The organism is Paenarthrobacter sp. AR 02 (genome assembly GCF_021538675.1).
Taxonomy (GTDB): Bacteria; Actinomycetota; Actinomycetes; order Actinomycetales; family Micrococcaceae; genus Arthrobacter.
Window position 1 is genome coordinate 25,465 of record NZ_JAJUKH010000004.1, and the last position, 12,890, is coordinate 38,354.

15 protein-coding genes are annotated in these 12,890 nt (G+C 60.4%); 2 read left to right on the forward strand and 13 right to left on the reverse strand.

The genetic code is table 11. From position 1 onward, the window contains the following. Positions 1-12: 12 nt before the first annotated feature. Genes LRQ04_RS10700 through LRQ04_RS10720 form a run of 5 tightly spaced genes read right to left on the reverse strand, consistent with a single transcriptional unit; the run spans position 13 to position 2,270 of the window. Entirely contained in the window at positions 13-624 is a 612-nt protein-coding gene (locus LRQ04_RS10700) for a hypothetical protein (RefSeq protein WP_235520146.1), read from the reverse strand. Continuing rightward, positions 621-1,262: a DUF6286 domain-containing protein gene (locus LRQ04_RS10705; protein WP_235520147.1), complete on the reverse strand. Its 642-nt coding sequence runs from the start codon at positions 1,260-1,262 to the stop codon at positions 621-623. Before LRQ04_RS10705 ends, LRQ04_RS10700 begins: the two co-directional genes overlap by 4 nt. Beyond that, a complete protein-coding gene (locus LRQ04_RS10710; RefSeq protein ID WP_235520148.1) occupies positions 1,259-1,639 on the reverse strand; it encodes a hypothetical protein in 381 nt (126 codons plus the stop codon). The genes LRQ04_RS10705 and LRQ04_RS10710 overlap by 4 nt, the downstream gene beginning before the upstream one ends. After that, on the reverse strand, positions 1,636-1,827 hold the full coding sequence (locus tag LRQ04_RS10715) for a DUF2273 domain-containing protein (protein WP_089593421.1): 192 nt from the start codon (positions 1,825-1,827) through the stop codon (positions 1,636-1,638). The genes LRQ04_RS10710 and LRQ04_RS10715 overlap by 4 nt, the downstream gene beginning before the upstream one ends. Beyond that, the gene (locus LRQ04_RS10720) at positions 1,824-2,270 is read right to left on the reverse strand and encodes an Asp23/Gls24 family envelope stress response protein (protein WP_235520149.1); all 447 of its coding nucleotides are present in this window, start codon (positions 2,268-2,270) and stop codon (positions 1,824-1,826) included. The genes LRQ04_RS10715 and LRQ04_RS10720 overlap by 4 nt, the downstream gene beginning before the upstream one ends. Positions 2,271-2,456: 186 nt before the next feature. On the opposite strand from LRQ04_RS10720, the gene LRQ04_RS20615 reads away from it, so the two are divergent. Together LRQ04_RS20615 and LRQ04_RS10730 are read left to right on the forward strand one after the other, a co-directional pair. Beyond that, entirely contained in the window at positions 2,457-3,119 is a 663-nt protein-coding gene (locus LRQ04_RS20615; protein ID WP_255774126.1) for a DUF6318 family protein, read from the forward strand. After that, entirely contained in the window at positions 3,116-4,066 is a 951-nt protein-coding gene (locus LRQ04_RS10730) for a hypothetical protein (RefSeq protein ID WP_235520150.1), read from the forward strand. The genes LRQ04_RS20615 and LRQ04_RS10730 overlap by 4 nt, the downstream gene beginning before the upstream one ends. On the opposite strand, the gene LRQ04_RS10735 is transcribed toward LRQ04_RS10730, so the two are convergent. The 8 genes from LRQ04_RS10735 to LRQ04_RS10770 form a co-directional block, all read right to left on the reverse strand. Next, a complete protein-coding gene (locus LRQ04_RS10735; RefSeq protein ID WP_235520151.1) occupies positions 4,063-4,920 on the reverse strand; it encodes a sugar phosphate isomerase/epimerase in 858 nt (285 codons plus the stop codon). The two genes, LRQ04_RS10730 and LRQ04_RS10735, sit on opposite strands and share 4 nt — an antisense overlap. Before the next feature lie 2 nt (positions 4,921-4,922). Further along, complete coding sequence (locus tag LRQ04_RS10740; RefSeq protein ID WP_235520152.1) at positions 4,923-5,759, reverse strand: carbohydrate ABC transporter permease; 837 nt, start codon at positions 5,757-5,759, stop codon at positions 4,923-4,925. Beyond that, positions 5,753-6,724 (reverse strand): carbohydrate ABC transporter permease, encoded by a 972-nt coding sequence (locus tag LRQ04_RS10745; RefSeq protein ID WP_235520153.1) that lies wholly within the window; start codon positions 6,722-6,724, stop codon positions 5,753-5,755. The genes LRQ04_RS10740 and LRQ04_RS10745 overlap by 7 nt, the downstream gene beginning before the upstream one ends. An 11-nt stretch (positions 6,725-6,735) precedes the next feature. After that, entirely contained in the window at positions 6,736-8,058 is a 1,323-nt protein-coding gene (locus LRQ04_RS10750; protein ID WP_235520154.1) for an ABC transporter substrate-binding protein, read from the reverse strand. Positions 8,059-8,267: 209 nt separating this feature from the next. Next, on the reverse strand, positions 8,268-9,374 hold the full coding sequence (locus LRQ04_RS10755; protein WP_235520155.1) for a LacI family DNA-binding transcriptional regulator: 1,107 nt from the start codon (positions 9,372-9,374) through the stop codon (positions 8,268-8,270). Positions 9,375-9,449: 75 nt separating this feature from the next. Next, positions 9,450-10,334, reverse strand: coding sequence for a PfkB family carbohydrate kinase (locus tag LRQ04_RS10760; RefSeq protein WP_235520156.1), 885 nt, complete (start codon positions 10,332-10,334; stop codon positions 9,450-9,452). A gap of 81 nt (positions 10,335-10,415) precedes the next feature. Next, a complete protein-coding gene (locus LRQ04_RS10765) occupies positions 10,416-11,417 on the reverse strand; it encodes an SIS domain-containing protein (RefSeq protein ID WP_235520157.1) in 1,002 nt (333 codons plus the stop codon). Positions 11,418-11,693: 276 nt separating this feature from the next. Next, positions 11,694-12,890, reverse strand: a complete 1,197-nt coding sequence (locus tag LRQ04_RS10770) for a LysM peptidoglycan-binding domain-containing protein (RefSeq protein ID WP_235520158.1) — start codon at positions 12,888-12,890, stop codon at positions 11,694-11,696.

Consider the following 12,890-nt stretch of genomic DNA (forward strand, 5'->3'; position numbering starts at 1 on the left):
CATTTCCTGCCATCAGCGAACCCGTTCAGCACGGGTGAACCTTGACCGGGCGCCCGAAACCATGTGGACCAGCACCGGAGTCTTCTGCCCAATCACCAGGTCAAGGGCTTCAACCAGTTGGGAAACCTCGGCAGCAAGGATGTGGGGTGCTACTCCTTGCCTGGGTTGGATGCGGATGCGCAGCCCCGGCTTTCCTTTCACCTCAAGGGTGGCCACAGACGCGCTGGCGAGGTCGGTCCTCTCGGAAAGTGCGGCACGCAGCGCCTGCTCGGCGACGCCCCCGCCAATCCGGACTTGGCCGTCGACGTCGCTGTCGTCATCGCTGGACACCAGGAAGTTGGCCCGGCCTTTACCTTGCTGGGATAGCCAGGCAATCATCGCCACAATGATGGCCACAAGGACGAGGCCGGCCACGATCCACAGCCAGCTCTCCTCCCGCCCGGGAAAGCGGGTGTCCCTGAAGAGCTGTTCCGTCCGCGCCCATGCTCCGGCGGACCAGCCATGCCACCAGGCGGCAACGGCAGGAACCGTGGCCAACAGCAGGAGAAGGAGCCCGACGGCAAGGAGCTTCACTCCGATGATGAACAGCAGCACGCGGTTAAGAGCCCGCGGTGTTCCATTCACGCTCCGATCACCCCCGACGACGCAAGGTTGACCCGAACCGAAGGCATCGGCACCGGCGACATTTCTTCAAGTTCAGCCTGGACCGCGGACCGAACCGCTTCCTCGCTCACGCGGCTGCCGGAAGTGGGCCTTACATTGACCACCACCAGTTGCCGCGACACGACCACCATGACTTGTTCCTGCGTGACATTCGCAGCGGTCCGGGCCCTCCGGGCCAGCGCCGAAGCCAAGACCTCGTCATCGACGACGACGGCGGTGCGCGGGTCGCGTAGGAGATGACGGGCACGGCGGCCCGGCAGCACTGCGTGGAGGAGGAAAAACAGCCCGACCATGGCAATCACAGCACCACTGGCACCCAGCAGCAACGGCGAAATACCCTCCGGCAGGGCGATGGCGCGTTCGGCCGCAGTACTGGGATCGATCAACCACGGGGGCTGTCCAACTGCACGGACGCCGGATTCGAGCAAAGCGTAGACGCAAAGGACAATGACCAGCACTGCCGCAATGGTGGCTGCTCCGGCACGGGACGAGTGCGTTTCACGGCGCAGGATGCGGGCCATCTCCGGGTCCTCCCCGGCAACCGGGCTGGCCCCGGAATTCACTGCATTCAAGGTTCGAGTTTCTTGATCCTGCGTCATTGAACGCGCCCACCCTCCGTAACCTGGGCTCCACTGATCCTGATGTCCACACGGCTTAGCTGGGAGCCGCTGAGCCGGGTGACGATCTCCAACACTGTGGCCTTGGCCGCCACGGACCGGTCCCAGATCGATCCTCCGAAGCCCTGGACCCGGTTGGGATCACGAAGGACCTCGGTCAGGGCCGGAATACTGATAGGTGCCACGATCGACAAAGCCAGCAGGCCGTCGTCGTCCGCCCAATCGGCCCGGATGTCACTGGCCTCAACGCCGAGGGCCTCGGCGGCCGCGGCGCGGGCCAAGGATGTCAGAGCCTGGGTGCTGATCCGGTTGTGGCCGGCCAGGCTGGTGGTGGATTCCACAGCCTCAGCCACGCTCATGACGAAGAGCGCCGGCCCGTAATGGCGTCCAGCACGCTGCGCAAGTCCAGCTTGCCGTCAGCCGCACGACCCAGCAGCGCGCCGATGCCCATGAAAAGCAGCGATATGAGGAAGCCCCACAACCCGAACGACAGCGACATGAAAGCCACAAAGGCGCCGATCGCGATTCCCACCACGGTCATACTCATTGGAGCGCATCCCTTTCCACTACGACGGTTTTGCCACCGGGGGACTTCACAGGCGGGGCGATATAGACGTCCGTGATTTCGACATTGACTTCGATAACCTGCAGTCCAACCAGTTCCTCGACAGCCCTGAAGACAGCCGACCGCACTTGGTTGGCGACGCCGTGAAGGGGATGGCCGTAGAGGGCAACAAGATTGATGTCCACGGCCACCTGGGTCTCGCCGACCTCGGCCCGTACACCGGCTGCGTGGTCTGAGCTGCCCACGGCGTCGCGGATAGCGCCCAGGGCACGCGAGGGGCCCGAACCCAGGGAGTAGACGCCAGGAACTGTCCGGGCAGCGATCCCGGCTACCTTGGCCACCGCAGCCTCGGAGATGATGGTGCGTCCGGTCCCGACGATCTGGCCACCAGGCACGGGCTCAAGCTGCACGTTCTGTTCTTCCATGGAGCACTCCCCTTCTCTTGACTACCACCCTAGCGTCTAGCCCCGACGCTTTGGCTACAAGGCCCGCGAGCCATTCGGTGGTCCGGATCGGGTTATCCACAACCACCAATATTTGACTGGGTAGCGCCCGATCGCTCCACCTAGACTGGCCGACACATCGCCACAAAAGCTTCTGGGGAGCCTGTCATGCCATGCCGTCCGATTGCCGCAATATCGCCTGCCCGAGTCCGTGTGGCGGCGGTGGTTTGGTGCGCGGTGTGGCTTTTGACGGGGTGCTCCACACAGGTCAGCCCACCTTCCCCCACAAGCACGACGACGGCGGCACCCGCCTCGAGCGCGCCGGCTCCCGCTCCGTCTTCTACCGCTCCGGGCGCCTACAAGCCGGCCGACGCGAAAGGCAAGGCCCAAAACGTACCCGTCCCAGTGATGCCGGAACTGGCGAAGGAGAACTCGAAGGCTGGGTTGGAGGCGTTTATTGGGTACTGGTATGCGACCTACTCATATGCGATCGAGACAGGGGACCTATCGAGCTGGTCCGAGGTAACCGACACGACAAATCCGTTAGCAGCCTCTTATGCGAAGGCCATCGAACGTAACTACAGCCAGGGCAGATGGATAGTCGGAGGAACAGTAACCGTCCCAACCATAGAGGTTCAATGGATTGATGCTGCAGTTAGACAACAAGCAAGAGTCCAAGTTGTCCAAACTGAAGCGCAGTACTTCAACGCTGATGGGTCAGCAGGTTTGAAGTCGACCCCCGCCTCCAACATCGCAGAAGCTGTCTTCCTCGATTTTCAAGGTCACAACTGGCGAGTTGTCGACAACGGAATGATTGTTGGCCAAAAATGAGGTCAATCCCCGCCACGCTGTGCGGCTTGGCATTGGCCCTTGCCTGCTCCGCGGGAACTACGGCACACGCAGTGGCAGCAGGTGATGACGGCGGGCAAATCACCGTTGGTCGTGGCGAGACAGCTATTACTGTCGGCGCCACATTCGTATTCAACCCAGAAACAGGCAAATCGGAACCCAAAGCAGGAACTTCGCCTGCCTCCGAGGATCCGAACCAGTACATGGCCGACATCCACTGCCGCTCGGGTGGTTCGGACACCCCGGACAAAGGCTGCCTCACCCTGGACTGCCCACCGAAAACACCCGACAGCGAACCAGGAACACCCGTGATCTGGCGACAAGCCCCGAAATCAATCACCAACCCGGTCTGGACCGACTACCCCACAGTCAGCGGACCCACCTGCCTCTACGACACCAAACCCGAAAACGTCCTGGCCAACATCGCAGCCCGAATCCTCAACGACTTCCGCCAACTACCCATCAACCCAGGAACCCTCCAAGCCCAACCCTTCCCCAACACCCTCAAAGGCGGACCCACCAACTTCTACACCACACCCCAACAACAAACCTTCGACCTCACCATCCTCGGCCAAGACGTCCACCTCACCGCAACACCAACCAACTACACCTACAACTACGGCGACGGCACCACCCTCGGACCCACACCAGCCGCCGGCTACCCCATCCCCCAAGCCCAATGGCTCACCACCAACACCCGCAACAGCCACACCTACACCCAAACCGGGAACTACCCCACCACCCTCACCACCACCTTCACCGGAACCTACTCCGTCAACAACGGCCCACCCCTACCCATCAACGGAACCCTCAACCTCACCACACCACCCACAACCATCCACGTCTGGAAAACAGAAAAAGCCCTCGTCGCCGACACCTGCGACCAAAACCCCACATCATGGGGCTGCCCACAAACAAAGATCGGCTAGGAGGAAATCGTGGCCAGGGTAGCTTTCACGGCTTCCAAGCAACGGGCTACTGCAGGGCGGGGCTCCAAGGCGTAGGAGCCGTCGCCAAAGAGTTCAAAGGTCATTGCTCCGCTGTAGTTCAGCCGGCTGAGGTCGCGCAGGATCTTGTCGAGGTCCAGAAATCCATCACCCCAGGCCAGGTGTCCAGTGGGGGCACCATCCACCAGATGAACGTGTCGGATGTCCTCGCCAAAGGCCTTCGCGTAGTCGCTGACGTCTTCTCCGGCCGCCGTCATGGCAACAGTGTCAATCACCACCCCCAAAGTTGGGGCCCCGACGTCGTCGAGCATTGACCGGAGCGAGCTGACATCAGTGACGAGGTTCGACTCAACACGTTGGAGAGGCTCAAGAACGCATCCCACACCAAGTTCGGCAGCGCGCTGAGTGATGGTTTGGAGGGCGTCGACGGAACGTGCCCAAGCGACCTCAGCTGGTTCGTCCTCGTACCCTCGTCCCGCAGTCAGGAACAACAGCGGAGCCTCCAGCTCGCTGCACAATTCCGCCGCCCGCAAGAACAACTCCAGGCTTTGACCTCTGAGCCAGTCCTCACCGGAGGCAATATTGACGGGATACGCAACCTGTTCGGGGGTCAGGCAGGCGACACTGAGCTCCCGGGCCAACAGCTGACTTCTGACTTTTTTCAGATGTGCCGAATCAACATGGGGAATGTGAAGGTGCGGCGCGATGCCCCAAAGCTCCACCTTCGTCCTTCCGAGCCCGGCCATGTCATCGAGGCAACGCTCAAGAGTGTGGTGCTGGTAGGCAAAGTTCGATCCACTGACCTGGTCCAGGCCCAGTACACCCTCCAAACCCATAACTACTTACCAACTCCGTCAGCCAGTCCACGGATGAAGTACCGCTGTCCGGCAAAGAAGAGCACAATCACCGGAATTGCCGCGATTGCCATGCCCGCGAAGACTACGGGATAGTCCGTGCCGTGCTTGGACATCAGATTTGTCAGTCCCACGGGCAGGGTTTGCAGCGCTCCCCCGCTGGTGAACACCATGGCAAAAAGGTACTCGTTCCACGTAAACAGGATGTTCAGGAGAACAGTCGAAACCAGGATCGGCTTGCACATGGGCAAGATAACCTGCCAAAACGTCCGGGCCTTCGACGCACCGTCGACGGAAGCTGCTTCGTCCACCTCGGCAGGCAGGTCCATCATGTACGCCCGGATAAGGAACGTGGTGAAAGGAACCCGGAATGCCGTGTACAGGATGAGCAGTGCCCAGAGATTGTTGTACAGCCCCAGGCTTTGGAACATCTTGACCAGCGGGATGAGGGCAACCGTGGGAGCGAGCATCAGGCCGCCAAGAATGAGAATGAGCACCACCCTGTTGAAAGGGATGTTGACCCTGGTCAACCCATAGGCGGCCCAGGCGCTGATAAATACTGTCGCGATGGTGGAAGCTACGGTAACCAGGACGCTGGTTGTGAGGTAGTTGCCCACCCCTCGATTCCATGCAGTGATGTAGTTGTCCCATTTCCATGCAACGGGCATGGCGAAAGGATTGGAAAACAGCTCCGCGTTGGACTTCACACCGTTGAGCAGCATCCAGACCAAGGGATAAATAACGACGACGGCGAGGGCAACCAGGAACGCTTTGATGAGGACCCGGCCAAGCACCAGCAGCAGGGCTGAGCGCGTCACCATTGGACCCTCCTTTTCTTGGAGATACGAAGTTGAATGACGGCCAGGACCAGGGTGATGATGAAGACGGCAGTGGCGACGGCGGCCGCATAACCGAAGTCATTGCGGACGAATCCACTCCTGTAGAGCCACGTGCCAAGGACCTGACTGGAGTTGTTGGGCCCTCCGCTGGTCATCACCATGACTTCGTTGAACACTTGGAAGGCTCCGGACACCGTGACGATCATCATGAGTCCGGTCATTTCCCTGACGAGAGGCAAGGAGATCGAAAAGAAGCGCTGGAAGGGGCCAACGCCGTCGATCGACGCAGCTTCATAAAGTTCGGAGGGGATCCGTTGGAGCGCCACCGAGAAGAGAAGCGTGCAGTATCCAAATCCCTGCCACTGGCTCATGGCGATGATCGCAAAGATCGCCGTGTTCTCCTGTCCCAGCCATGCTTGCGTGAAATTTCCCAGGCCCAGGGCATCCAGGGCCGCGTTGAGGATGCCCATCTCGGGTTCATAGATGAAGTAGAACAAGAGGCCGGCGACTGTCAGGGAGATGGCGGACGGAACAAAGTAGATGGCGCGGAGGATTCCCCTCCACCGTTGGCTTCGCAGTCCCTCAATCATCGCTGCGAGGATCATCGCGCCGAATACCTGGAAGGCTATGGAGATGACCGCGTACAGCGTGTTGTTAAGGAGGGACTTCCAGAAGATGGGGTCATTGAACATGCGGACGTAGTTGTCCGCGCCTACAAAGGTTTGCCGACCGCTGTAGATATCCCATTTGAGGAAGCTGAACCCAAGGTTCTGCACCAGGGGCAAGTAGGCGAACAAACCCAGCAGCAGAACGGCCGGCAGTACCCACACAACGTTGCGCCAGCCATGAGCCCGGACAGGCTTGCGTGTCCTGCTTTTCGGCGACTTAGTGGACAGAGGTGCCGGAGGCGGAGCCGCGGATTTCCAGGCGGTATCGGAAACAGTCATGGCACTGCCTGCTACTTTGCTGCACTGGAAGCTGCCCGGACAGAAGCAAGAACCTGGTCCGCAGTCTGCGTTCCGGCCACCAGGGATTCCCCACCGGCCAACCAGGCATCAGCGACTGCAGGAACAGTAACGGAGTCCAGCCACGTGATGGCCGCGGATGCTTCGTTCACCTGTTTGATGCCCTCGATCACAGGCCCGGAGGAGTTCGCGGCGGACACCGCACCTTTGACCGCGCTGGGCTGACCGTACGGCGGAGCCGACAGTTTGGCAGCGTTCTGGCTGTTGGTAGCGAATTTCATGAAGTCGGCTGCGAGTGCGGCGTTCTTGGAACGCGCATTGATGATGTAACCCTCGGGGGACCCTTCAATGGCCTGCGGATCTCCCTTGGCGTCTGCTGCCGCCGGAAGCTTGAAAATGCTCAATCCATCACGCTTGAGCTTTGAGTCGGCGGAGGCGGTGGAGTCGAATTCAAGGATCTCCTGGTAGTACATTCCGGACTTCCCCTCAGCCAGGGCCTGCTGCGCAGTGGTGTAGAGGACGCCGTTTGAATCCTTGCCACTGCCGGTGCACTTGTTGACCAGGGTGGTGAATTGGCCCATGGCCTTGAGGTAACCCGCGTCGTCGAGTTTGGCAGTTTCCGGGCTGAAGTCTGCTTGCAGAACGTCGGCGGGCACCTCGTAGGCGAAGAGCTGCTGCAGGTAGTGCAGACCCGGCCAACCGTCCTTGTTGCCGAAGGAGATCGGCTCGTAGCCGGCTTCCTTTAGCACTGAACAGGACGAAATGAGCTCATCGAAGGTCGTCGGCGGTGTCAGGTTGAGTTCCTTGAAGATCCGCTGGTTGTAACCCATGAACTTACCGTTGTTGTAGAGCGGGACGGCAAAGTATTTTCCGTCTTTGGCGAACGCTTTCAGCGCGGACTCCCCGAAGTTCTTTCCCCACTCAGTGCCGGGGGCAATGACGGGGGTCAGATCTGCTGCGAGGCCTCCGTCAATGAAGTTATTGGCCCAGCTGCCCGCCCAGGTGAAGTAGATGTCCGGCATGGCTTGGGACGCAGTAAGCGTCTTGGTCTTGTCCTTGATGCTCTGGTCCGTCTCCTGGATGAGATCGAAGGACACTTCAGGATGCAGCTTTTTGTACTCCGCGGCCAGGTCCTCAAAGTAGGGCTCCAAGGGGTCGCCGCCAAACTTGGTGAGGATGCTGAGGGTTCCTGTGTATTGCGGCTCAGCATTGGGATCCAGGGCAGCAGCCGGCTGGCTGCCGCCGCCGGCACATCCGGTGAGCGCCATAGCGGCGCCGGCCAGCAATGCCATCAATGATTGGGTGCTTTTACGCATGAGTTCTTCTTTCGGTCGAAGGGCCGATCAGCCGGGCTCCTCTGTGGGAGTTGGAAGTCATGCCCGCCGTTGGGGTGGCTTCACAGTGACGGGCTGAAAGGTAACTCCTGATTGAAACGTTGGGGTGAAACGTGTGATACCGGTACCACAGTGAATCATGATTTGTTGCGCCGGGGAAGAGAGCAAAGAAAATTAGGGCAGGGAATTTTCTATTCGCTGCCGGCAGCCCGCACGGGGCCGTCCGACGAGCGGGCGACCAGCAGCGAGGGCAGGACGTGCTTCTTCGAGGCAGAGGTGTCGCCGTCGATCCGCGCGATGAGCTGTTGGGAAGCGACCACACCCATTTGGCGCATGGGTTGCTGGATCATGGTCAGTGGTGGTTCCATGACTGCCGCCCAGGGACTGTCGTCGAACCCGATCAGGGAGACGTCCTTCAGCAAGCGCAGGTTTTTGGCACGCAAGGAATGAAGTGCTCCCACCGTGGCCTCAGTCTCGGTGGTGAAAATGGCAGTGGGTGGGTCCGCAAGGGCCAGCATCCCGCTGACCGCCCGCGTCGCCTGGCCCTCGTTCTTGAGAACATGGGTGATGAGCGCAGTGTCGAAAGGAATCCCGGCCTCTTCGAGCGCATCGAGATAACCCCTCAACCGCTCGCCGTCACTCCACAGTGCTTCGTCCAGGATGCTGTGCATCTGTTTCAAATCCGTCGCCGGGCTCAGGGTCACTGGCCCCCACGCGAACGCTATGCGGCGATGACCGTTGTGGATGAGCGACGCAACGGCAGACCTCGCCGCTTCCCGGTTGTCGATCACCACCGAATCCGTCTCCAGTTTGTCCACCAAGCGGTCGATGAGAACCACAGGGGTTCCTCGATCAATGGCGCTGGAGAGATGTGAGACGTCATCACTTCGTCCCGCAGCTGAGGCCACAATGAGGCCATCCACTTGTTTTGCAAGCAAGACGGCGATCGCGTCGCGCTCCAGCTCAAGCTTCTCGTCAGTGCTCAGGATGATGGCATCGTAGCCGGCCGTTTTGGCCGTTTCCGAAATGCCTTTGAGCACGCCCGAGAAGAACGGGTTTGCCACATCTGCCAGCACAATTCCGAGGGTTTTGGTGACCCCGGTGGTCATGCTTCGAGCCAACGTGTTGGGCTGGTAACCCAATTTCTCGGCTGCGCGCATCACCTTGGCCCGCGTGGCTTCACTGACCGATCCATAGTTGCCCAAGGTCCGGGCTACCGTCGCCCTGCCCACTCCGGCGGCCGCTGCCACCTCGGTTATGGTCGGGGCAGCCGGGTGGTTCTGATGATCCGTCGCCATCCGGCCCCTTTCAGCTGTGGAATCCGCGTTTTGCGGCTCCGTCCGTGGATTTATCTCTGCAACAGATCCTAGTAGCTACTTCGAGTGCCCGGCCGCTACCTCCACTGCCCGGCCATAACCGAAGGCTCCCTCCACATAGCACTGCGCCGCGGCGAACTCGGCCCCTCGGACCAGGGCCTTCCGGCAGTCCTCAACCGGCGGCAGAAACGATCGATTCCAACCGGAACTCAACAGACTGACCACGAGTCCCGCCAGGAAGGCATCACCGCAACCCATAGTGTCCGCAAACCGCAGCGGATCGGTAGGTGCCGCTGCCTGCGTAAGGAAGCGTTCGCCGTCGTACATCATTGCGCCCGACTGGCCGCGAGTCCCCACCGCAAGCGAAGCGCCTGCTGCGTGGACGCGTTTTAGTTCATTTTCGACGGCGGCAACGGTCATGTTTCCGCACGACAAGAGTGCCAGGTCCACGTAGGGCGCCGTCTGCGCCAGATAGGCGTCCGTTCTACGTTCCGGCTCGGACGAATAGTCGAAACTGACCAGTGTCCCGGCGCTTCGCAAGGCAGGTAACTGGTTCTCCGAAGCAGAGTAGACGCTCGAATGGACCAGATGGGCGGAGGCCAGGTACCGGAGGTGTTCATCCTCCAGTACGAAGGGATCGCTTGTGGTGACGCCTCCCTGGTTCCAGCCCAGGAAGATGCGGTCACCGTCCACCACCTTGATCTCAGTGACCCCGTTGAGGCCGTCGCGCGTGATGCACCGGCTGGTGTCAACACCCTCCGCATCAATGGCTTCGCGGACAAAAGTGCCCAGCGGATCCGAGCCAAAGACGCCGAGATAGGCGGATTCAACCCCCAGCCGGCGGGCAAAGACCGCAACGTTGACGCAGTTCCCCCCGGGGTACATCACTTTACGGTCGAGAAAACGGTCCACAATGTTGTCCCCGAAACCGATTACTTTCATGCTGTTCCTGTCTCGAATCTGCGGGCCCGGACAGCGCCGGGCCCGCAGCGCGGCCTTATGCCTTTGCGGGCGTTGCGCTGGTCAGTATTCGACAACCCGGTAGTAGCGGCGCAGATCCAGGGAGTGGTTCCGTACGCGCTCGAGGTGCTTGCTGAAACGGTCAAGTACCGTGTCCAGAATCAGCGGGGAAAGGAGTGCACGGAATCGAGGACTAATCCCCGGGAGTTCGTAGTCCTTGCTGTCCAGCAAGGTGGTGTTCTTGCTGTAGTTTTCGGCGAATTTGGCCACCCGATCCATCAGAGGTCGGGTTTCGTCCTCGCCCAGGAGCAACATGAGGCTGGTGTCTTCCTCGATGAGTTCAAGGGAACCGTGGAAGAACTCCGCGCCGTGCACACGGGTGGTCCGGAGCCACTGCATTTCTTCCAGAATGCACATGGAATACAGGTAGGTAAGGCCCCACAGGTTTCCGGTGCCCACCAGGAAATGGTAGTCAGCGTCCTTGTTCTTCTCCGCGAACGCTTCAGCCACTGATTCTGCTTGACGGGCGACGTCGACCAAGCTTTCGGGGATGGTCTGGAGTTCTGCAGCGAGTTCTTCGTACCCTTCAAATTCGCCCCGGACGGCGAGAAGGCGGGTGCTCAAGAGAATCATTGGGATATCGAAGGGCCAGGTTTTAGGTTCGGTCACCAAGGCGACATCCAAGGCTTTGGCGAACGGGCTGTCACCGAATCCAGTGAACCCAATGGTGTATGCACCCTTGGCCTTGGCGAACTCGATGGCCTCAATAATGTCTTCCGTCGTACCCGAAACGGACGCGAAGACAGCCACGGAGCCGGGGCCGAACGTGGGGTCCTGGGTCAGCATCAGCTCTTTGCCGATGGACGCACGGACGGGCAAGGTGGAGCGGGACCGGATGAAGTGCTCGTATGGCAGCATCGCGGCATAGGTCCCGCCCGCGCCGATGAGGAACAGGTTGGTCATCCCGCGCTGCTGGATGGAGTCAACCACCGTTTCGATTTGTCCCTGCAGTGCCAGTGCGCTGCGGGTCTGCGTGAGGAATTCCTCTTCTTTGAAGCCAAGCACGGATGGTCCTTTCACTATGAGGATCTGAGAGAGTTGAAACAAGTTGATACCGGTATCAAGATGTGGTCATCATGGTGTCATGGGGAATCGGGGGCGTCAATAGATACGGTTGGCGTGGTTTTTCGGAGGACTTAGGTAGCGGGTTCCCGCCGAAACGTTAGGAGGATGCCCTACGGGCGAAAAACGGGCACGTACCCAGCATGAGGACCGACCTGATCAGGACGGCAGTTCGCTGTCCCTAAAGGGAGGCCTTCGAGCGCGCACTCTGCGTGTGCGTTATCCGTGGATGGGTTTGCTCAGGTTGAGGCTGATGGTCTGGCCTGGGACTAACTCTCCGGAGGGCAGGTCTGAGAAGGCGTACCAGACACGGTCGGTGCCGGCGAGCGGGCGGTTCGCCGATGACAGGTCCGCGACCTCCGGAATTCCGAAACGGAAAGCGATCTGCCGCTCGGTGTCCCCTGGGGCAGTGTTGTAGGTCAGGGGGATCCCTTCGGCGTCTGTGGTGTACGTGCCTTGTGCACCCTCAATGACGGTATCGCCGGGCATGAGTCTGAGCTTGGTTCCCGCCGGGATGGTTCGGTCGGCTGTGAGGGTCGTGTTCCACCGGAGCAACTGGTCGGTGGTGCACCGGAATTTGTAGCCGATGCTGTCGAGGGAGTCACCGTCGACGGTGGTGTAGAAAATCGCCTGGCCGAAGGAATTGTTGATGCTCATTCCTTTGCCCGATCTGCTGTCCACCGGGTTTTTCTGCAGTTGGATGTGGTTCCCGGCACGGATGAAGTAGACATTGCCCTTCTCGTACGTGAAGGCGACCTTGTTGGCTTCAGCCAGTTGTTCTTCGGTGATTCCAAACCGGTAAGTGATCCCGGCAAGGGTGTCACCGGGCTCGATCGTGTAGCTGGTGGGTATGCCGTTCGCGTCCACGATGGCCGTCCCTGTTGCTCCGATGGTTGGACCCGGAGCGGGGAAGGATCGAAGCGTCGTGTTGGGTGCCAATTCGCTGCCGGCCTGAATCCCGTTGAATTCAGCGAGTTTCTTCTCGCTGATGCCCAGGTGAGCAGCTACTGCCGTTATCGTGTCACCGGGGACTGTGGTGTAGTAGGCGACGTTGCCAAAGGAGTCGGTAACTGTGCTCCCTCCCAGGGAAGATTTTCCAGAACCGGTCGGTGTCGCAGCCGGGATGACTGCTTCTCCCGTGGGGAACGCAGCGGTGTTGTCCGGTTGCGACGCCAGGTTAGCGCCGACCAAAACGGCGGCGGCGACGGCCGCTGCGGCAACCCCGGCACCCGCGAGACGCCCCCAGTGACGTTTGGCCGGCGCACGGTGGACGTGGATGGATGCGCCATCCGCGAGGGAAATGAAATTGGGGTCATCGGAGTAGGCATGGGACTGGCCCGGCAGGACGCCCGGGGTTGTTCCCGGGTCGGGGAGCTGGGGTTTGGCGTTTTTCATGAGTTGTTCGATGCGGTCCAT